Annotated in this window: 21 protein-coding genes; 12 read left to right on the top strand and 9 right to left on the bottom strand. The window is 60.7% G+C overall.

Annotated elements, in window-relative coordinates; translation table 11 throughout:
- A partial coding sequence (pabB, locus tag HGO40_RS23710) for an aminodeoxychorismate synthase component I (RefSeq protein ID WP_502943350.1) occupies positions 1–1,331 on the top strand: 1,331 nt, incomplete at its 5' end.
- Between the two features lie 146 nt (positions 1,332–1,477).
- Here pabB and thrH read toward each other — a convergent pair.
- On the bottom strand, positions 1,478–2,095 hold the full coding sequence (gene thrH, locus HGO40_RS23705) for a bifunctional phosphoserine phosphatase/homoserine phosphotransferase ThrH (RefSeq protein WP_250964991.1): 618 nt from the start codon (positions 2,093–2,095) through the stop codon (positions 1,478–1,480).
- A gap of 173 nt (positions 2,096–2,268) precedes the next feature.
- On the opposite strand from thrH, the gene HGO40_RS23700 reads away from it, so the two are divergent.
- The 3 genes from HGO40_RS23700 to HGO40_RS23690 all read left to right on the top strand — a co-directional run bounded on the left by HGO40_RS23700 (position 2,269) and on the right by HGO40_RS23690 (position 5,780).
- Complete coding sequence (locus tag HGO40_RS23700; protein WP_250964990.1) at positions 2,269–3,012, top strand: phosphoadenylyl-sulfate reductase; 744 nt, start codon at positions 2,269–2,271, stop codon at positions 3,010–3,012.
- Positions 3,013–3,464: 452 nt separating this feature from the next.
- Positions 3,465–4,991 carry an NCS1 family nucleobase:cation symporter-1 gene (locus tag HGO40_RS23695; RefSeq protein WP_250964989.1) on the top strand — a complete coding sequence of 509 codons (1,527 nt, stop codon included), beginning with the start codon at positions 3,465–3,467 and terminating at the stop codon, positions 4,989–4,991.
- Between the two features lie 60 nt (positions 4,992–5,051).
- Complete coding sequence (locus HGO40_RS23690; RefSeq protein ID WP_060741345.1) at positions 5,052–5,780, top strand: aspartate/glutamate racemase family protein; 729 nt, start codon at positions 5,052–5,054, stop codon at positions 5,778–5,780.
- A gap of 147 nt (positions 5,781–5,927) precedes the next feature.
- Here the strand turns inward: HGO40_RS23690 and HGO40_RS23685 are convergent, their stop codons facing one another.
- Complete coding sequence (locus tag HGO40_RS23685; RefSeq protein ID WP_250964988.1) at positions 5,928–6,851, bottom strand: LysR family transcriptional regulator; 924 nt, start codon at positions 6,849–6,851, stop codon at positions 5,928–5,930.
- Positions 6,852–6,976: 125 nt separating this feature from the next.
- Here HGO40_RS23685 and HGO40_RS23680 point away from each other — a divergent pair, with 125 nt between their 5' ends.
- The gene (locus HGO40_RS23680) at positions 6,977–7,723 is read left to right on the top strand and encodes a 3-oxoacyl-ACP reductase family protein (protein ID WP_250964987.1); all 747 of its coding nucleotides are present in this window, start codon (positions 6,977–6,979) and stop codon (positions 7,721–7,723) included.
- 86 nt (positions 7,724–7,809) lie between these two features.
- On the opposite strand, the gene HGO40_RS23675 is transcribed toward HGO40_RS23680, so the two are convergent.
- From HGO40_RS23675 to HGO40_RS23650, 6 genes are all read right to left on the bottom strand, one after another.
- Entirely contained in the window at positions 7,810–8,505 is a 696-nt protein-coding gene (locus tag HGO40_RS23675) for an HAD-IA family hydrolase (protein ID WP_250964986.1), read from the bottom strand.
- Between the two features lie 263 nt (positions 8,506–8,768).
- Positions 8,769–9,152 (bottom strand): hypothetical protein, encoded by a 384-nt coding sequence (locus HGO40_RS23670; protein ID WP_250964985.1) that lies wholly within the window; start codon positions 9,150–9,152, stop codon positions 8,769–8,771.
- 88 nt (positions 9,153–9,240) lie between these two features.
- Positions 9,241–9,441: a hypothetical protein gene (locus tag HGO40_RS23665; RefSeq protein ID WP_250964984.1), complete on the bottom strand. Its 201-nt coding sequence runs from the start codon at positions 9,439–9,441 to the stop codon at positions 9,241–9,243.
- Between the two features lie 69 nt (positions 9,442–9,510).
- Entirely contained in the window at positions 9,511–9,684 is a 174-nt protein-coding gene (locus HGO40_RS23660) for a hypothetical protein (protein ID WP_163006860.1), read from the bottom strand.
- 387 nt (positions 9,685–10,071) lie between these two features.
- Positions 10,072–10,482 carry a glycine zipper domain-containing protein gene (locus HGO40_RS23655; RefSeq protein WP_250964983.1) on the bottom strand — a complete coding sequence of 137 codons (411 nt, stop codon included), beginning with the start codon at positions 10,480–10,482 and terminating at the stop codon, positions 10,072–10,074.
- A gap of 770 nt (positions 10,483–11,252) precedes the next feature.
- Complete coding sequence (locus HGO40_RS23650; protein ID WP_250964982.1) at positions 11,253–13,442, bottom strand: GAF domain-containing hybrid sensor histidine kinase/response regulator; 2,190 nt, start codon at positions 13,440–13,442, stop codon at positions 11,253–11,255.
- Between the two features lie 397 nt (positions 13,443–13,839).
- On the opposite strand from HGO40_RS23650, the gene HGO40_RS23645 reads away from it, so the two are divergent.
- The 4 genes from HGO40_RS23645 to HGO40_RS23630 all read left to right on the top strand — a co-directional run bounded on the left by HGO40_RS23645 (position 13,840) and on the right by HGO40_RS23630 (position 16,835).
- Complete coding sequence (locus tag HGO40_RS23645; RefSeq protein ID WP_053186177.1) at positions 13,840–14,118, top strand: hypothetical protein; 279 nt, start codon at positions 13,840–13,842, stop codon at positions 14,116–14,118.
- A 223-nt stretch (positions 14,119–14,341) separates the two neighbouring features.
- The gene (locus tag HGO40_RS23640; protein ID WP_250964981.1) at positions 14,342–15,019 is read left to right on the top strand and encodes a phytanoyl-CoA dioxygenase family protein; all 678 of its coding nucleotides are present in this window, start codon (positions 14,342–14,344) and stop codon (positions 15,017–15,019) included.
- A 99-nt stretch (positions 15,020–15,118) separates the two neighbouring features.
- Entirely contained in the window at positions 15,119–16,174 is a 1,056-nt protein-coding gene (locus HGO40_RS23635) for an alpha/beta hydrolase family protein (RefSeq protein ID WP_250964994.1), read from the top strand.
- Between the two features lie 73 nt (positions 16,175–16,247).
- Positions 16,248–16,835: a DJ-1/PfpI family protein gene (locus HGO40_RS23630; protein WP_250964980.1), complete on the top strand. Its 588-nt coding sequence runs from the start codon at positions 16,248–16,250 to the stop codon at positions 16,833–16,835.
- Between the two features lie 65 nt (positions 16,836–16,900).
- Here the strand turns inward: HGO40_RS23630 and HGO40_RS23625 are convergent, their stop codons facing one another.
- Positions 16,901–17,404, bottom strand: a complete 504-nt coding sequence (locus tag HGO40_RS23625; RefSeq protein WP_250964979.1) for an Lrp/AsnC family transcriptional regulator — start codon at positions 17,402–17,404, stop codon at positions 16,901–16,903.
- A gap of 131 nt (positions 17,405–17,535) precedes the next feature.
- On the opposite strand from HGO40_RS23625, the gene HGO40_RS23620 reads away from it, so the two are divergent.
- The 3 genes from HGO40_RS23620 (at position 17,536) to HGO40_RS23610 (ending at position 20,203) form a co-directional block, all read left to right on the top strand.
- On the top strand, positions 17,536–18,996 hold the full coding sequence (locus HGO40_RS23620; protein WP_250964978.1) for an L-lactate permease: 1,461 nt from the start codon (positions 17,536–17,538) through the stop codon (positions 18,994–18,996).
- 118 nt (positions 18,997–19,114) lie between these two features.
- Positions 19,115–19,507, top strand: coding sequence for a hypothetical protein (locus HGO40_RS23615; RefSeq protein ID WP_250964977.1), 393 nt, complete (start codon positions 19,115–19,117; stop codon positions 19,505–19,507).
- Between the two features lie 15 nt (positions 19,508–19,522).
- The gene (locus HGO40_RS23610) at positions 19,523–20,203 is read left to right on the top strand and encodes an HD domain-containing protein (RefSeq protein ID WP_353050734.1); all 681 of its coding nucleotides are present in this window, start codon (positions 19,523–19,525) and stop codon (positions 20,201–20,203) included.
- Positions 20,204–20,282 lie beyond the last annotated feature (79 nt).

The raw sequence follows: 20,282 nt of genomic DNA, 5'->3' as shown, positions 1-20,282 counted from the left end.
CCGTACCCCCGTTGCCCTACCGCGCCAACCCCGCCGAATACTTCGCGGCGATTCGTCTTGCCCCCGGCAGCGTGCTGCTCGACAGTGGCCGGCCAAGCGCCGAGCGTGGGCGTTACGACCTGCTCAGCGCCTGGCCGCTTACGCAACTGACGGTGCTGCCAGACGAGAGCGGCAGCGATTTCCTGCAACGCCTGCGTACTCATCTGACGCAACTGGGCGACGCGGTACTGCCGGCCACGGTGCAATTGCCCTTCGCCGGCGGCCTGATCGGCTACTTGAGCTACGACTTCGGCCGACACCTCGAAACCCTGCCGTCCCACGCCCAGGATGACTTGCAACTGCCCGACGCACGTTTCGGCGTGTACGACTGGGCGTTGGTCAGCGACCATCAGGCGGGTACCAGCCAACTGGTGTTCCACCCCCATTGCGGCGAAGACGAACGCCAGCGACTGATCACATTGTTCAGCCAGCCGACCCCGGCGCCCGTTCCGCCGTTCAGCCTTGAAGGCCCGATGACGCCGGACCTCAGCGCCGACGCCTATCGACAGGCGTTCGAACGCATCCAGGCGTATATCCAGGCCGGCGACTGCTACCAGGTCAACTTTGCCCAACGCTTTCGCGCCCCTTGCCAGGGTGATGCCTGGGCCGCTTACCAGGCGCTGCGGGCGGCGTGCCCGACGCCATTTTCTGGTTTCCAGAGCCTGCCGGAGGGCGGTGCGGTGCTGAGCCTGTCCCCGGAGCGCTTCGTCAAGGTCAGCGAAAGCCACGTCGAAACCCGTCCGATCAAGGGCACCCGCCCTCGTGGCACAACGCCCGAGGACGACGCGGCCCACGCCGCCGAGCTGCTGGCCAGCCCCAAGGACCGGGCGGAAAACCTGATGATCGTCGACCTGCTGCGCAACGACCTGGGCCGAACCTGCCGCATCGGCTCGGTGCGGGTGCCAGAGTTGTTCAGCCTGGAAAGCTACCCCAACGTGCATCACCTGGTCAGCAGCGTGACGGGCGCACTGGCTGTGGATAAGGACGCCCTGGACCTGATCGCTGGCAGCTTCCCCGGAGGTTCGATCACCGGCGCGCCGAAAATCCGCGCCATGCAAATCATTGACGAACTCGAACCGACCCGGCGCGGACTGTATTGCGGCTCGTTGCTGTACCTGGATGTGCGCGGGGAAATGGACAGTTCCATCGCCATCCGCAGCCTGGTGGTCAAGGATGGGCAAGTGTGCTGCTGGGGCGGTGGCGGGATTGTCGCGGACTCGGACTGGGAGGCCGAGTATCAGGAGTCGATTACCAAGGTGAAGGTGCTGCTGGAAACCTTGCAGAACCTCTGACCAACTCCCCCAGGCCTTACACAAAACCTTGTGGGAGCGAGCTTGCTCGCGATTGCGGTGGGTCAGCAGCCATTGTGCTGATTGATACACCGCTATCGCGAGCAAGCTCGCTCCCACAGGTTTTGTGCCTACAGTAACGGCGTGGGTTACAGATTGAGATTGCGGTTCGAGGCCTTGATGAATTCCTGCTTCAACTCGGCAAACGTATGCACCGCCGGGAATTGCGGGAATTCACGGATCACATTCTCAGGCGCATGGAACAGAATCCCGGCGTCGGCTTCGCCCAGCATCGTGGTGGCGTAGTAGGAATCCCCTGCCGCAATCACCCGGTAGTACAGGCTCTTGAAGGCCAGGACCGACTGGCGCTTGGGATCTTTCTGACGCAACTGGTAGCCGGTCACCCGCCCGCCGTCATCGGTAATCAGGCGATGGCAGAGCAAGGTGGGAAAGCCCAGTTGACGCATCAGCGGTTGGGAAAACTCGTAGAACGTGTCGGACAGAATCACCACCTGGAAGCGCTCGCGCAGCCAGTCGACGAACTCGATGGCACCGTCCAGCGGCTTGAGGGTGGCGATGACTTCCTGGATATCGGAGAGCTTGAGGCCATGCTCGTCGAGGATGCGCAACCGTTGCTTCATCAGCACATCGTAGTCGGGAATGTCCCGAGTGGTTGCCCTGAGGGATTCAATCCCGGTTTTTTCAGCGAAGGCGATCCAGATCTCCGGGACCAGCACACCTTCCAAATCGAGACAGGCAATTTCCACAAGACACTCCCATTTTTTTGATGTTTATCGGTTGAGCGAACAAAAGGCCTGCCGACTCTAGCCATTCGTCGAAGCCCGCGCAACGCACAGGGCCGCGCCAGCCCCGACAGCTTTTGTTACCATCAGCCCCATATAGAGCGCCCAGCGCCACCGACCTGTAGGAAACCGCCCTGATGAGCCCATCGTTTGACGTCGTGGAACTCGCCACGACCTATGCCAACAAGTCCCCGCAGGACATCCTCAAGCTGGCTTTCGCCGAATTCGGCGATGACTTGTGGTTATCCTTCAGCGGCGCCGAAGACGTGGTGCTGGTGGACATGGCCTGGAAACTGAACAAGAACGTCAAGGTGTTCAGCCTCGACACCGGTCGCCTGCACCCGGAGACCTATCGGTTCATCGACCAGGTGCGCGAGCACTACAAGATCGACATCGAACTGGTGTCGCCGGACCACACGAAACTTGAACCCTTCGTGAAGGAAAAAGGCCTGTTCAGTTTCTACAAGGACGGTCATGGCGAGTGCTGCGGCATCCGCAAGATCGAGCCGCTGCGGCGCAAACTGACCGATGTCCGCGCCTGGGCTACCGGCCAGCGCCGCGACCAGCGCCCCGGCACCCGCAGCCAGGTGGCGGTGCTGGAAATCGACACGGCGTTCTCTACCCCCGAGCGCACCCTGTACAAGTTCAACCCCCTGTCGCAGATGACCAGCGAAGCAGTCTGGGGCTACATCCGCATGCTCGAGCTGCCTTACAACAGCCTGCATGAACGCGGCTTCATCAGCATTGGCTGCGAACCTTGCACCCGCCCGGTGCTGCCGAACCAACACGAGCGCGAAGGTCGCTGGTGGTGGGAAGAAGCCACTCAGAAAGAATGCGGGCTGCACGCCGGCAACATCATCGCCAAATCCAAGGCCGTCTAAGCAAGCGCCGGACCCTGTACACAAAAATGTCACCACAAGTGCCATTTTTGTGTGCACTTAATCCGAAACTGCCCCGAAAGGTTACACCTTCCTTCCCGCGTTATCTGCTCTCCCTTCTTCACTGGCGTTCGCCAAAAAATAAATACCTGTTTAAACGGTCAGTTTTAAATCACGGCATTTCAGTTACTTATTTAAAACCCATAACAAAACGAAATTAGTGCTCCAACGGATAGATCCGTAAGTGGCATAAATCTGGCTTGAGTCGACAAGTGTTTTGTATACAACATTTATAAAACATACACACACTTTAGATCCGCAAGCCTGAAGCGCCCTATCCCGTACAGGCTGCAGATGCCCCGTAACCAATGATGCTCGCCCGCCGCGACGAAGATTTGTCGAGCCTCGCGCTCATGCACAGTCATCGCTGCGCCGAGAATCAGGAGCCTGCCGGAATGCGTACAAGTCTCTCCAATAACATCGCGCTGGATCTGCCCTCCTCCACCCCTGCCCTCGAAGACCACACCGCGTCCCTGGCGCTGAGCCCGAGGCTGCACAACAAGGACCTGGCGCCGACCAAGGCCGCAGGCCGCCGCTGGGGCCGCTACAGCATCTTTGCCCTGTGGACCAACGACGTACACAACATCGCCAACTACTCCTTCGCCATCGGCCTTTATGCCTTGGGCCTGGGCGGCTGGCAGATCTTGCTGTCCCTGGGGATCGGCGCGGCGCTGGTGTATGGCTTCATGAACCTGTCCGGCTACATGGGGCAGAAAACCGGGGTGCCGTTCCCGGTGATCAGCCGGATCAGCTTCGGCATCCACGGCGCGCAGATTCCTGCATTGATCAGGGCCGTCATCGCCATTGCCTGGTTTGGGCTCCAGACCTACCTGGCGTCAGTGGTGTTCCGCGTGTTGCTGGTGGCGATCCACCCGGGATTCGCCGACTACGACCGCGACTCGATCCTCGGCCTGTCGAGCCTGGGCTGGGTGTGTTTCGTGGCGATCTGGTTCGTGCAACTGGTGATCCTGGCCTACGGCATGGAGATGGTGCGCCGCTATGAAGGTTTTGCTGGCCCGGTGATCCTGGTGACCGTCGCGGCTCTCGCCGGGTGGATGTACACCCAGGCCGACGCCACCATTGCCTGGTCGATCCGCGAGCCGCTGACCGGAGGCGAAATGTGGCGCAATATCTTTGCCGGTGGCGCGCTGTGGTTGTCGATCTACGGCACCTTGATTCTCAATTTCTGTGACTTCGCCCGCTCCTCGCCGTGCCGTCGGACCATCATCGTTGGCAATTTCTGGGGCCTGCCGGTGAACATCCTGGTGTTTGCCGGGATCACCATCCTGCTCTGCGGCGCGCAGTTCCAGATCAATGGGCAGATCATCGAAAGCCCGACCCAGGTCATTGCCTCGATCCCCAACACGTTCTTCCTCGTGCTTGGCTGCCTGGCCTTCCTGATCGTCACCGTGGCGGTGAACATCATGGCCAACTTCGTCGCCCCGGCCTTTGTCCTCAGCAACCTGGCGCCCAAGTACCTGACCTTCCGCCGCGCCGGGCTGATCAGCGCCGCCATCGCCGTGCTGATCCTGCCGTGGAACCTCTACAACAGCCCGCTGGTGATCGTGTACTTCCTGTCCGGCCTCGGTGCCCTGCTCGGGCCGTTGTACGGCGTGATCATGGTCGACTACTGGCTGCTGCGAAAAGGCCGCATCAACGTGCCGCAACTGTACAGCGAGGACCCAAACGGTGCGTATTTCTACAGCAACGGGGTCAACCTGCGTGCCGTGGCGGCATTCATTCCAGCCGCGCTGATCGCCATCATCCTGGCCCTGGTGCCCGGTTTTGACGCCGTCTCACCGTTTTCCTGGCTGATTGGCGCTTCGATTGCAGGGTTGTTGTACCTGATCATCGCCAAGCGCCAGCCGTATTACGAGGACGTCAGCGGTGAGTCCATCGCTGTGGATAACGTTCATCATTGATCGCCCGAACGGCCCGCCCGGTTCGGGCCGCTTACTTTTGTGTGTTAAGGAGGACAGCTCATGCGAATTCTCGTGGTCAACGTCAACACCACCGAATCCATCACCCAAGCCATCGCCCGCCAGGCCCAGGCCGTCGCCGCGCCGGGCACCGAGATCGTCGGGCTCACGCCGCATTTCGGCGCCGATTCCATCGAGGGCAATTTTGAAAGCTACCTGGCGGCCATCGCGGTGATGGACCGGGTGATGTCCTACGACCAGCCGTTCGACGCGGTGATCCAGGCCGGCTATGGCGAACATGGCCGCGAAGGCCTGCAGGAACTGCTGAACGTGCCGGTGGTGGACATCACCGATGCGGGCGCCAGCACGGCCATGTTCCTCGGCCATGCCTATTCGGTGGTTACCACCCTGGACCGCACCGTGCCGCTGATCGAAGACCGGCTCAAGCTGTCCGGCCTGTTCGACCGCTGCGCCTCGGTACGGGCCAGTGGCCTGGCGGTGCTGGAGCTTGAGCAGGATCCGCAGCGGGCGGTTGAAGCCATCGTGCGGCAGGCCGAGCTGGCAGTCAGCCAGGACAAGGCCGAGGTGATCTGCCTGGGCTGCGGCGGCATGGCCGGGCTCGATGAGCAGATCCGCCAGCGCACCGGGGTGCCGGTGGTCGATGGGGTGACGGCGGCGGTGACCATTGCCGAATCGCTGGTGCGGTTGGGGTTGTCGACGTCGAAAGTGCGCACCTATGCCACGCCGCGGCCCAAGACCATCATTGGCTGGCCGGGGCGGTTTGGGCGGTGAGTGCACGGCGTTAGACCGAGCTGCCCTCAATCGCGAGCAAGCTCGCTCCCACAGTTGATCGGTGGTGATCAGCAGGTTTGTGAACACCCCCACCCCTGTGGGAGCGAGCTTGCTCGCGATTCGGGCCAACGCGGTCCCGAGCCTGGCTCAAACCGCACTAAACCGCCGCGCCAACCCCTGCTCGGCAAACTGCTCGATGATGAAATCCACGAACGCCCGGGTCTTGCCCGGCAGCAACTTGTGCTCGGCGTAGTAGATGGAGATGTTGCCATCATCGACGTACCAGTCCGGCAATACCCGCTGCAGCGCCCCGGATTCCAAGAAGGGCACGGCCACCGGCATGCTCACCAGCCCGATGCCAAGGCCTTGGGCCGCGGCCGCGCAGTCGGCTTCCGAATCACTCATGGTCATGCGCGTCTTGAGCGTCAACGGACTATGTTCGCGGCTGCGGCTGGTCAACTGCCAGGAACGCACGCGCCCGGTTTGTGGCGAGCGAATCAGGATGCCCTGATGCTTCGCCAGATCTTCCGGCTCTTTCACCACGGCATGGGTTTGCAGATAGTCCGTAGAAGCCACCAGCACCCGATGGGCCACCGTCAACTTGCGCGCCACCACGCCCTGGGGTAGCTCGAAACCGCCGCCGATGGCGGCATCGAAGCCTTGGCCGATCAGGTCCACCTGGCGATTATCGAAATGCCAATCCGGGTTGATCGCTGGGTAGCGTCGCAGAAACGCCCCCAGCAATGGCACGACATACAATCGACCGAACGCCGTGCCCATGCTCACCTTCAGCGTCCCCGCCGGTTGCCCGCCAGCGCTGGCCAGGTTGGCGACAGCGTTCTGGATGGTGTTGAAGCTGCTGCCGACCTCCGTCAAGAACAATTGGCCGGCTTCGGTCAGCCGCAGGCTGCGGGTGCTGCGCTGGAACAGGCGTACGCCCATTCGCGCCTCCAGCTTGGCGACGCTTTTACCCACCGCCGCCGGGGTCACGCTCAAGCGTCGCGCCGCCTCGGCAAAGCTGCCGACTTCGGCGCTGCGCACAAAGCATTCGATACTGTTGAAGGTCTCCACTGGCACCGCTCTAAACTTTTGGTTTAGACAGACTATAGCAATGACGGTCTACACAGCCCATGACCGCTTCTTGATACTCGCTCCATCACCGCGGCATCTCGCCCCGGCACACTTTGGAGAACATCATGAGTAACCTAGCACTGAACGGTAAAGTCGCCTTGATCCAAGGCGGTTCGCGCGGCATCGGCGCCGCCATCGTCAAACGCCTCGCGGCAGAAGGCGCCGCCGTGGCCTTCACCTATGTCAGCTCCGGCGCGAAATCTGAAGAACTGCAGAACAGCATCACCGCAGCGGGCGGCAAGGCCCTGGCGATCAAGGCGGACAGCGCCGATGCCGACGCCGTGCGTAACGCCGTCGCCGCCACCGTCGAGGCGTTTGGCCGACTGGACATCCTGGTCAACAATGCGGGCGTGCTGGCCATGGGGCCGCTGGATGAATTCAAACTCGAAGATTTCGACCAGACCCTGGCCGTCAACGTGCGCAGCGTGTTCGTCGCCACTCAGGCGGCAGCGCGGCACATGACCGAAGGCGGTCGAATCATCAACATCGGCAGCACCAATGCCGACCGCATGCCCTTCGCTGGCGGCGCCACGTACGCCATGAGTAAATCGGCGCTGGTCGGCCTGACCAAAGGCCTGGCCCGTGACCTCGGCCCGCGCGGCATCACCGTCAACAACGTGCAGCCCGGCCCGGTGGACACCGACATGAACCCGGCCGACAGCGACTTCGCCTCCAGCCTGATGTCGCTGATGGCCGTCGGCCGCTACGGCAACGTCGATGAAATCGCCAGTTTCGTCGCCTACCTGGCCGGGCCGGAAGCCGGTTACATCACCGGTGCCAGCCTGACCATCGACGGTGGTTTCGGCGCCTGATCCAGGCATGAAAAAACGCCGGTCATGGCTTCATCCCATGTGGCGAGGGAGCTTGCTCCCGCTGGGCCGCGCAGCGGCCCTTTTTTTCAGGCCCACTCCAGTTCCGGCAAACCGCAAAGGCTTGGCTGGAACATCCTCAAGGAGCGGATGATCCCGTCGGCATGGGCATATTTTTCGTCTGCCATGGCCGAATCCGGAATGGCAATGGCGGTCATGCCGGCCGCTTTCGCGGCCGTCACGCCGAACGGGGAATCCTCGAACACCAGGCAATCGCGCGGCTCGACACCCAGGCGCCGGGCGGCGGTGAGGAAGATATCCGGTGCCGGTTTTGCCGCGCCGACCTCGGGGTCGTCCGCCGTCACGATGCAATCGAACAGCGCGAACCAGTCCCGGTGCAAGGTGGTTTTCAGCTCGAACGTAGGGCTCGACGAACTGGTCCCCACCGCTATCGGAATGTTGTGGGCCTTCAGATGCCGCACCAGCTCCTCGGCGCCGGGCATGCCCAGGGCGTGAGGAAAACGCTCGCGCATCAAGGGCTCGCGGATGACCAGGAATTCCTGGGGCGTGATCGGTAATTCCAGCGCCTGGACGACGTAATTGGCCAGGTCCACGGCCCCGCGTCCGATGATGTTCTGTTTGACGCTCCAATCGAACGTGCGCCCGTAGCGCTCGGCGATGATGGAAGTCACCTCGGTGTAGATCCCCTCGGTGTCCAACAACAGCCCGTCCATGTCGAAAATCACAGCCTTGATCGGGCCAAACTCGTTCAGCGGTGCATTCATCGCATCTGATCCGTTATCAACACAACATTCCAGGGATGGCTCAGGTGCGGCCAGGGTAGCGTGTTCGCCTTAAAGGATTCAGCAGGATAACGAAGGGGGCTTGGAACCGGCAATGGGAAATCCATGGACGGGTTTCGTGGCGAGGGAGCTTGCTCCCGCTCGGTTGCGCAGCGACCGTAAGATCGTGGGGCTGCTTCGCACCCCAGCGGGAGCGAGCTCCCTCGCCACAAAAAAGCGGATCGGTTCGGATGAGGATGCAGCGGTTATTGACCCGAGCTGCCGGAGCCGCCCGATCCCGAGCCGCTGCCGCCCGAGCTGCCACCGCTGTCGCTGGTACCGGGTCCTCCGCTGGTGCCACCACCGGCGTCGGCACCGCCCATCGTGCTGCCGCCACTCGTCGAACCGCTGCCCGTGCCGGGGCTGGTACTGCTGCCGCTGGCATCGCCGCCATTGCCACCACCGACGGAGCCTGGGGGCAAGGCGTTACCACTGGCACCGGACGTTGAGCCAGCCGCCATTTCCGAAGAAGGTGGCATCCCGCCCTTGTCCACGGGAGGCGTGCCGCTGGAAGATTGTGCGAAAGCGGCCAACGAACTGACGGAAAGAATCCCGGCGAGTGTCAGCGCTGTCATGTTGGACTTCATCATGGTGAGTCTCCTTTTCAAGGTACTTACCTGATGTGTGGCATGCGTGAAGGGTCGATGGTGCCACTGGATCGACGGGCGGGGCTGTCGATCAGCTCGGCTTGCCGGAGGCGTCATCACCGGCGATGTCCGGATCATCCGGGGTCGCCTCGACATCTTCATCGTCGCTGGGCACCTGCTCGACGCCCGCTTCGTCATCGGGCGGCAACTGGTCGCGGCTCAGCGGGTTGGTCGGCGACGGCAGCGGGTATTCCGGGGTTTCGTCGTTGGGGGCGTGGGAATCGGCAGTCATACAACCTCCTGGCAGGTGAGCGCACCTGTTCTGCAGCTTAAAGAACGCGGGCGATCCGTTTGAGGGCTTTCATTTGTAGGATTCGTCCTCAAGTTCAGCGTCCTCATCGTCGAGCAAGGGCACTTGGGCGTCGTCCATCAGGGAACCGGGGTCTTCGTTGCCTGGGTCGTTGAGGCCTGGATCATTGATGAAGGGAACGCCCGTCGGGCCTTTTTCTTCCTTGCCTTCAGTTTCCGGCGTCATGACACACCTCGCGATTGCTGATGGATGTATGAATTTGAGGCGGGGGGGCGGCAATCGTTCCCCTGTGTGGGAGCGGGCTTGCGCGCGAAGGCGGTGTCACAGTCGATGACGATGTCGAATGTGCTGGCCTCTTCGCGAGCAAGCTCGCTCCCACAGGTTTTTGTGTCGTACGCAAATGTTACGAACACCCCAAATCCCCTGTGGGAGCGAGCTTGCTCGCGATGGCGGTGGTGCTGTTACACAGCGGCTGGCGCTGTCTGTTGCCCTTGCTTCAGGCATCAAAAGAAGCCCAAAAAAACGGCGCTTCTCATTTCTGAAAGAAGCGCCGTTTTTTCTAGTTGAACAGCATCACGGCATGAGGCCGGGTCCATTCATCCAAGCATCCGCTTAGCGATGCTTTCTCTTGTGCTTGTGCTTCTTGCCACCAGAGTGACCGTCGTTGTCATTGGACAGGTTGCTGCCCAACGCGCCGCCCGCCGCGCCGCCGATACCTGCGCCGACGGTGGAGCCGGTGGAGCCGCCCAGGCGGTTACCGACAATCGAGCCACCGGCCGAGCCCAGGCCACCGCCGATGGCGGCGTCCGGGCGGCTGCCTTTGCGCGCGCCCACGGCGCTACCGGCTGCGCCGCCGACACCGGCGCCAATCGCGGCGCCTGTGCTGCCGCCCATCTGCTGGCCGACCACGTTGCCCAACACACCGCCCAGACCACCGCCGACCGCGGCGGTACCGTCGCCGGCAGCCATCGCGCCCTGGGCAACCACTAACCCCAGTAACAAGGTGGACAAAGTCAAACGCATGATAGAGACCTCAAGAATGCCGCTTCGGGGAGAAATGGCCGATGCGTGCGGGCGCGAGTTTACGCCACACCACGTCAGCCATGACGGTTGGACAACGAAACGGCGGATTATTTTATGACAGGCAAAAAAAAGCCCGCTGGGGAAACGGGCAGGTACTGCTTTCTAACGGATGAGCTCAGAGTACGTACCTGCTTGTGAAAGAAACGTGAAAGGAACCGCGGTTTGAGAAAAGATGAAAAATATTTATGTAAAGACCGGGATATCCTTGTAGGAGCTGCCGAAGGCTGCGATCTTTTGATCTTTGATCTATCGCTTGAGACTCAATTGTCTGGGGAAAGATCGCAGCCTCGTTGCACTCGACAGCTCCTACGCAGCTCCCACACAGCTCCTATGCGGCCCGGCGGGAACGATCTCTGGCCACGACTTGTCGTCACTTCTTGACCGGAACCCTGGGCAAAAACTTGGACTTCTCCCCTCGCTGCACTTTGGCCACCTTCGTCCTGATGGACTTGATCGGTTCATCGCCAAAGTCTGCATGGTAGGTCGACTGGCCACACTGCAACCCTTCATTGATCGGATATGTGGCTCCGTGCTCCTCGCTGTACGGTGTTCCCATTGCCTTTCCCCTTTCATTGAGGTCCATACCGGCAACAACCGGTTGCCTGACAATATCGACCTTCACGAGTGAGACTAGTCGGTCATCAACAGACTGTTGATTCAACAACACCCTTCGCCGACGAATGGAACCCACTGTTTCAGAAAGGAAACACTCATTCAGCGCCCAGCATCGTCCGGTTCAAAACCCGGGAAACCTGATCGGCGGAATAGGGTTTGGACAAGAACTCGAAGCCCTCATGACCGCTGTGGGCCAACTCTTCGCTGTAACCAGAAGTCAGCACCACCGGCAGGTCCGGGCGACGCTGGCGCAGTTCTCTCGCGAGGGCAATCCCACTGATGCCGGGCATCACCACGTCAGAAAATATCGCGTCGAACGCCATCGCATCCTGGCCGACCATCTCCAGCGCTTCTTCGGCGTTGGTCGCCCAGGCGGTTTCGTAGCCCAGGTCCTGGAGGATCTGGTTGGCAAAACGTCCCACCTCCAAATTGTCTTCCACGACCAACACCCGACGCTTGCCCTTTTCCAGCACCAGGTGCGTGTGTTCTTCCTTGACCGGCTCGTGGTTTTTCTCGGGCTCTACCTCCGGGAGGTACAACGTGAACACCGTCCCTTCGCCCACCACGGTGGAAACATCGACGTTGCCACCGGACTGCTTGGCAAAGCCAAACACCTGGGACAAGCCCAACCCCGTGCCCTTGCCCACTTCCTTGGTGGTGAAGAAGGGTTCGAAGATGTGCTCGAGCACTTGCGCGTCTATACCGGTACCCGTATCAGCCAAGGCAATGGCGGCAAAGGATTGCCCGGCCCCGGCATGACCACGGATCGGCGGCATGCCACCGCCACAACTGAGCCGCAGCCACAGCGTGCCCTGGCCATTCATGGCATCCCGGGCGTTGAGGGCCATGTTGATCAGCGCCGTCTCGAACTGGCTCAAATCCGCACGGATGTAACAGGGCCGATCGCACAACTCGACGTTGACCTGGATCCGCGCCCCCGTGACGGTTTGCAGCATGTCCCCCAGGCTCTGCACTAGCTTGCCCACGTCAATGATTTGCGGCTTCAAGGGTTGGCGCCGAGCAAACGCGAGCAACTGGCTGGTCAACTTGGAAGCACGCTCCACCGTTTCGGACACCGCCGTCATGTAGCGTTGCCGGCGATCGTCGGACAGGTTGGGCATGCGCAGGAAGTCGACCGAAGAACGGATGATTGTCAGCAAATTGTTGAAGTCATGGGCCACGCCGCCGGTGAGCTGGCCGATGGCTTCGAGCTTTTGCGACTGGCGCAGCGCCGCTTCGGTCTGCTGTAACCGGGGGGTGCGTTCCTCGACCCGCTCCTCCAACGTCGCGTTCAACTCGGCCAGGGCCGCCAGGCCTTCGCGCACAGCGGCGTCGGCACGGGCGCGCTCAATGTGGGCCCAGGAGCGCTCGGTGACTTCCATCAGCAGCGCCAGATCGTTGGACGACCAGATCCGCGGCGTTTTGTCGTGAATCGCCATCAGCGCGGTCAATCGCCCGCCCTTGATCAACGGCACGCAAATAGTCGCCGCGATGCCAAGGGCCTGGAACGCCGCCGCTTCCTCCGGCGGCAGCTCCTTGAGATTATCGTTGAGCACCAGCGGCTTGCCGGCCCGCAGATTCGTGACCGCCAGTCGGCCAAAATCAGCCAGCCGATAGTGCCCGAGAATATGCGGCGAGCCCACCCGGGCCCAATCGCCGCGAATGGTGAAACCGTCCTCGTCCTCATCCATGTCGGCGTAGGCACAATTGGACAGGTTCAAGTGTGCCGCCAGGATCCGCGTGGTGGTCGCCATGATGGCCTGCGGGTCGGGGGCATTCGCCACGGCGGTGCCGATGGCGTCCAGCACCGCCAGCCGCTGGGTCATGAACACCGTGGAAGTGGTCTCGGTGACCGTGTCCAGCATGCCCACCACCGTGCCGAACTGGTCACGGATGGGGCTGTAGCAGAACGTGAAATAGGCCTGCTCAGGCCCCTCGCCGCGCTCGATGATCAGGGGGAAGTTCTCTATATAAGTGGCTTGCCCCTCGAAGGCGGCCTGCACGATCGGCCCGATATCGCGCCAGACCTCCTGCCACACCTCATCGAACCCTCGCCCCAGCGCCTCGGGCTTGCTGCCGAGGATCGGCAGGAACGCATCGTTGTACACCGTAATCAGGTCCGGGCCCCAGACGATGGCCTGGGGAAAATGCGAGGCCAGGCTCAGCGCCACGGTGGTTTTCAACACATCGGGCCACTGCACTGGCGGCCCCAGCGACGTCTCCTCCCAAGGATGGCGGCGGACCCGTTCAGCCATTTCTCCGTAGCTCTGGAGCCAATCTGTCATGCGTTCGATCCTTCTGAGACGCCAATACCAACGAGGGGGAAGCTTGTGACCCCAGGCAGGGCCGTATTATCCCGCGCAGGGTGGGAATGCGCGATTGGAATGTGGGAGGTGTCGGGGGGTAAATGGGGGGTAACGGGCAGATATTGGCGATGAGGCTACAGAAATATCCTACAAATCGTTGTGTTTTGGTCTGATGTACGTGAGGGGCTTGCCTGGCTGTAAGACATACAGCTCAGATACTCAGGGCTATGGCAACGTCCTACATATGATTGGGAATCCCCTTCCCTATCAATCCCTTGCGTATTTTTTGCGGTGGCGACTATAGTCTTGGCGTCGCCCAAATGGTGGCCGGGTTTGGCGACCCGCAGTGGGCAAAACTATCCAGTGGAGCTTACTTATGAATCAATACATGGGCCTTACCAGCAACGCCGACGATCAACCCCTCTACGTCGACACCACCGCCCCGCTACACATCCTGCTCGACTCAGCAGCCTACCGAATCCGTGCTGCCACCCAATTCCTGGAGAATTTGGCGATGCGCGATGAACTGACCATCGACCCCGCCACCCTTCAGGACCTGGCACAGCTTTGCTGCATCCCACTGCGTGATGGGTGCGACGTGATCGATGTGATTGCCCGAAGATTGGATGCGGCACCAGCCGGTTCCACTCTATAAGCCAGCCAGCCGAATAAGCCTGCTATCCGACAACCTGTGGCGAGGGAGCTTGCTCCCGCTGGGCTGCGCAGCGGCCCCTTTTTGTGAGCGCTTCGCACTCAAGCGGGAGCAAGCTCCCTCGCCACGGGTTCATCGTTTTCTCACGGGAATAGCATTACGGCAGCCCCACTTTTGGTTTGCATACTAGCCTTCCAAAAGTCCGTACAAGAAAGTCGAAAAAAACATGCCTGACCGCAAACAACTCCACCAAGACGGCTACGCCCTGCTCCGTCAAGCGATCCCGAGCGAGTGGCTGGCCGACCTTCGTGCCGTGTTCGATGCAGGTGTGCGGCCGTCGGACCAATGGCCAGTGCCACGCGGCATGGACTGGCGCTATTCAATGCTGGATGACGACTCAACAATTCAAGCCGTGTGCCGCCTACCCCGGTTACTGGCGGTGGCAGGTGAGTTGATCGGCGAACGGTTCTTCCTCTCCCAAGTGGAAGGCCGCGAACCTCTTGCCGACGGCGGCCACCAACAACTGCACCGCGACTTGTCAGCCCAACGGCCAGGCGACATCGCCATCGCCCTGGCGTTTTTCGACGACTACGGCCCCGAGAACGGCGCGACACGGATTGTCCCCGGCAGCCACCGCCCCGAGCCGGGCGCCCCACCGTTCGACTTCAATGACGAGTCACGCGCCGTGCAGCTTTCAGGCAGCGCCGGTGACATCCTGGTGTTCGATGTCGATCTGGTGCACGCGGGCAGCCTGAACGTGATCGGCGCACGCCGTCGTTCCATCCTGATCAGCTATTTCTCGGAGTCGCTCTACGCCTCACACCTGGAAACCGTGGCGCTGCGCAATATTCGGATGGACACCCGCGACCGATTCGCTCCCTCGGATTTTGCTTTCGGGGATTAGGTTTTGGGTCGATGAAAGTTATGCACTGCGGTTCGAATCTGAGCTTTAATGCCGGGGCTTATCGACAGCCCCATTCGTCTAATCAAGGAAGAAACGATATTGAAAACAGCTCTCGGCGCTCTGCTGTTGGCCTGCCTGACAACGACCGCATTCGCTGTCGAAAACCTCATCGGCTTCCAATCTTCCACCCTGCCGGATCCAAACAATGGCCGCGCCCTGGAGATGGTCGTCTGGTACCCCAGCGCAACCACCGCAACCCCGCAACTGATTGCCGATAACGCGGTGTTCGTCGGCGCGGCGGCCGTGCGTAACGCGCCGCCCACTGCCGGCGAACATCCACTGGTGGTGCTCTCCCACGGCTACAGGGGCAACTGGAGCAACCAGATTTGGCTGGCCAGCGCCTTGGCCCAGAAGGGTTACATCGTCGCCGCCATCAACCACCCCGGCAGCACCACCCATGACCGCAGCCCGCAAGCAGCGGCGCAGCTATGGCAGCGCCCCGTTGACCTGCGCCGAGCCATCGACGCGGTCACGACTCAACCGGAAAAATTTGGTCGGGTCGCCAACGACCGAATTGCAGCCGTGGGCCATTCACTCGGCGGCTGGACCGCCCTGGAAATCGCCGGCGCTCGCTTCGACCCAGAGCGCTTCGCCCAAGACTGTAAGGCTCATTCGCAGCTAGCCAGTTGCACCGTTTACCAACAGATGAACCCCGCCAGCGCCGCTGAAGCAAAGGCCGAACTGGCCGCTGATTGGCGCGATAAACGCGTCACTGCGGTGGTGACATTGGACTTGGGCCTGTCACGGGGGATGACCGATGAGAGCTTGGCCACGTTGCCTGTCCCCGCCCTGGTGATCGCTGCCGGTGTACCGTCGCAAGAGCTTCCCGCCGAGTTGGAGTCTGCCAATTTGGCCAAGCGACTTTCATCGGCGACAAGCCGTTACGTCGAGATCAAAGACGCGAGCCATTTCAGCTTCATGTCGATGTGCAAACCTGGCGCGGAAGAAATGCTTGAAGAGGAAGTGCCAGGGGATGGGGTCATTTGTCAGGATGGTGATGGCGGCCGTGCTCGGGGGGTGATTCAGCAGCAGGTTGTGTCGCTGATCGCGGAGTTTCTTGCGCAATCACCTACAGACAATAAAGACAGTTTGTAACGGATAGTACTGACTTGCTGCGGCTTTAAAAAAATGCCGTGGTGTTCATTTGCATTCATGGAGGATCTGACTGATGGCACGCGTAGGATTGATACTGACACCTGGTTTTGCAGACTGGGAATATGCTTTTATCGCTGGAACGGCGTCCCCTTTTTACGGAATCGAGGTCAGGTTTTTTGCGCCTTCTACAGGGCAGTTCCGCTCACAGGGTGGACTGGCCGCAACAGTGGATAGCAGTTTACAAGAATGCCTGGACTGGAAACCGGACGGTGTCGTCGTCATTGGAGGAACGGGCTGGGAACATGCAGAAGCACCCGATATTCGCGATTTCCTTCAGGCGAGTCGATCAAGTGGAGCGACAATTGCCGGCATCTGCGGAGGAACGCTAGCCCTTGCCAGGGCCGGGCTTCTCGACACGGTTCCTCATACCTCGAACAGCGCCGACTTCTTGCAAAAGAATGCCGTGGGGTATGAAGGAATTGAGTTTTATCGAAGCAGTCCAATAGCTGTGGTTGCGGACCGCATCATCACTGCCCCGGGCCCCGCCCCCGTTAGCTTCACCTGCGCAGTGTTCGAAGGTGCCGGGTTATCTTCAGAGATCATTTCTGAGTTCAGGTCGATGTTGGCGGCGGAACATGGGCAACCGCTTCGCCCTGCGTGAGCGTCTGTCAAAGTCACGTGCCCGACCCGGCCGGATTTGTTTTATGGGAGTAAAAGTAAATCCCCCTATTCCATCCCTTTTCCCACCGCCATGCTCGGCACATCAAGCCCGACTTTCACCCGGTCCAGCGCCACGATTGTCTTGAACCAGGTCACGTTGGAATTTTCGGCAAACAATCGCCGCGCCAACGCCTGGTATTCGTTCATGCTGGCAACGGTTAACACCAGAACGAAATCCACTTCACCGGTGACGTAATAACACTGCTGAACTTCGGGCACCGCGAAGTGTGCCTTCATCGCCTCCAGTGCCTCGATGCTGGTGCGCTCTGCCATCACTTCCACAATGATCGTGATCGGTCGTCCTACGGCGGTGGGGTCCACGATGGCGACGTTGCCCGTGATGACGCCCCCCGCTTCCATCCGCTTGATACGGCGCTGAACGGCGGCCGTGGAAAGATTGACCTGCTCGGCCATGAGGCGCAGCGGCATTGTGTTGTCGCGCTGGACGAGGTCCAGGATGGCACGGTCGAATTTGTCCAACGATTCAAGTGCGGCGTCGCTTTTTGCCATGGTAAACCTGTGAGAAATTTTCTCGAAAACTAACAGAAAACTGCACCCCTTTATCTAGCCTGGAGAAATATTATCTTGCCAGCAGTCTGCGTACGCAGCCTTGGTCGCAACACACACAGGATATTATCGGCATGCTCGCACTGTTCCATCTCTCCCCTGTCCTGTTGGTGACAGCCATGCTCGTCGTGCTGCGCCGGCCACCCGTGCATGCCGCCATCGCAGGCACTGTATGGGTCATGGTGCTCTGGCTCGCCGGCGCTGCCGACGCGTGGCACCTGGGCAGCATGGTGGCCGCTGCTCAAGATACGGCCGTGCTGTTTGCAAGTACGGCTTTCGTGATCGTTCCAGGCCTGGTTTTTGTGATTTTTATCGAGCGCATGGGTGTCAACCTGGCGCTTAGCCAATGGGTGCGGTCACTGGGGCTTGGGCGCGGCGATCAAGTCGTGTTTATCGTTCTTGGACTGGCACCGTTGCTCGAAGCGATGACTGGCTTCGGCGTGTCGTTGATCGCCACGGTGCCCCTGCTGCTCAGTCTGTTCGAACGTCGGGTCGCGCTACGGATAGCACTGACCGGCATGGCAATCATGCCTTGGGGAACGCTGGGCCTGGCATCGGTCATTGGTGCTTCGTTGGTTCACCTGGACGCAACCGCGCTGGCAGCGACCTCGGCATTGACCAGCGCACCGGTTTTTTTGGTCCTCAGTGCAATCGCGCTATCGCTCGCAGGTGTTCGTGATTCGCGGGAATGGAGGGCGTTGGGCGCTTTCTGGCTGCTGGTTGTGGGCGTGCTTTACAGCGCAAGTCGGTGGCTGGGGCCGGAAGTGGCCGGCGTGGCAGCAGGCCTGGTGACGGCGGCTGCGGTACTCTCTGCTGGGCTGTGGCGCCTGCGCCGCAACGACAGCGAGCGCGGTGCGGTGCAATGGCCGTGTCAGGCATGGCCATATCTGGTCCTGATTGTCTGCATTGTCGCGTTGAAGACGGTGTGGACGATCACCGCTTGGCCAGATCACTGGGTTGTACAGGGCGCCCAGGTCACCTGGAAACCACTCGCCTCACCCGGCCTGGCACTGGTTCTGGTGCTGATCGGGATAGGGTTTCACACGCGCCGCACACAACGCCAGACAGCACTCGACGTCAACCTGCCTGCTGCACTGGTGGCGCGGGCGAAGCGGCCACTGTTGACCATTTTCTTCTTCCTGGCGATGTCGCAGATGATGGTGAAGGCCGGCTTCCTCGCGGGTTTGATGCAACTGCTGGCGGGCCTGTCACCCGCCGCCGCGACGTCGCTGGTGGCCCTGTTTGGCGCGCTGTCAGGCTACATGACCGGGTCGAATGTTGGCGGCAACGCGATCTTCATGCCGGCCATCGCGATGTTGCCGGAATCCTCTCGCCTGTTGTTGGCTGCCGTCCAGAACAGCTCGGCAGGGCATGCTGCGCTGGGCTCGCTGTCGGTTGTCATGCTGATCCTGGGACTTGCCAAGACCCAGGCCAAGGAAGAAGGCGAACTGGTAAGGTTTGGCTTCACGCTGGTCTGTCTCAATACCGTGTTAGTCGCGTTGGGCGCGGCGGTGCTGAGTGGGTGGTTTGGATAGTGGGGTGTTGGCAAGTGGCCCCCCTTCTGCACTTTTTCCAATCCCCTTGTTCATGTCTCTTTCCCAATAGTTTCTGACTTAACTATCCTACGCCTCCACCCCAAACGGATTCGCCACGATGTATCTGCGCTCAAGCTTCTTGTTGTGCCTGTGCCTTTTCAGCAGCCTGAGCCAGGCCGCTGTTAACTGTTCGGCCCTGGCGGAAAAGATCTCCGGGACGGTGCCGGAGTTTCATCCGTCGGTGCAAGGCAAAGTCATTGGCACCGGACGCCTGCATTTCCACGAAGCGCCCGATGAAGCCTGTGCCAATAAGAAGATTTTCGTCATACCCGGCGACTCCCTCACCGTTTACTCCAGCCTTGAAGACGAATCATGGCTGGAAGTGAACTTCATCGCCAAGAGCGGCGACGACTATACCGGTTGGGTAAAGGCTGATCGGGTCGAAATTGGCGCACCTTACGGAGCGCCAGCAGACGATACCGACGACGCGCCGGCGGGTGATGCTCAATAAAGTGGAGAAGAAACAATGACGAGTCCACCAGACGGGAACGGTCTACTCCTGGCCAGTACGAACGACAATATGGCTGATGGCATCGGTTTCGCCGCCTGGGCTCGCGTCTGGAAGGCGCTTGGCATCAGAGACGCGTCACGCGAAACGTACGAAGAGCTCATTCGACACTACGGCGAGCCGCACCGCGCGTACCACAACCTGCAGCATCTGAAGGAATGCCTTCATATGCGCCGATACATCAACGCGGCCTGCCAGGCCCCCGCAGAAGTCGACCTCGCGTTATGGTTCCATGACGCGATCTACGACCCCCTTCGCAGCGACAACGAGTTGCGCAGTGCGCAATGGTTGGACGACGTGGCACGCGATAGCGGCCTGGACGATGAAACGCGACGCAGGCTTTACGACCTGGTAATGGTGACGCGACACGACGGTGCTCCAGCGTCGGCAGACGAAGCGGTGTTGGTGGACACGGATCTGGCGATCCTTGGAGCATCGTTCGAGCGGTTCGAGGAATACGACCAACAAATTCGCCGCGAGTATCAGTTTGTGCCTCTGCCTGTGTACCGCCAAAAGCGGCGCCAGGTCCTTGAAGGCTTCCTGGCGCGTGGACGGATCTATACGACCGCAGCGTACTTCGATGCGTTTGAGCAGCAGGCGCGGGCAAATCTTGCACGTGCCATTGACCGTCTTGACTGAAGACTGGATTCAAGCGGCGAAGGGATATTCAGATCCGACGGCGCTCAACCATGGTGACCGCCGTCATTCGAAAAATCGG

Source organism: Pseudomonas sp. CG7, assembly GCF_023701885.1.
Classification (GTDB): domain Bacteria; phylum Pseudomonadota; class Gammaproteobacteria; order Pseudomonadales; family Pseudomonadaceae; genus Aquipseudomonas; species Aquipseudomonas zanjanensis.
This window is presented reverse-complemented; position numbering and strand designations above follow the sequence as displayed.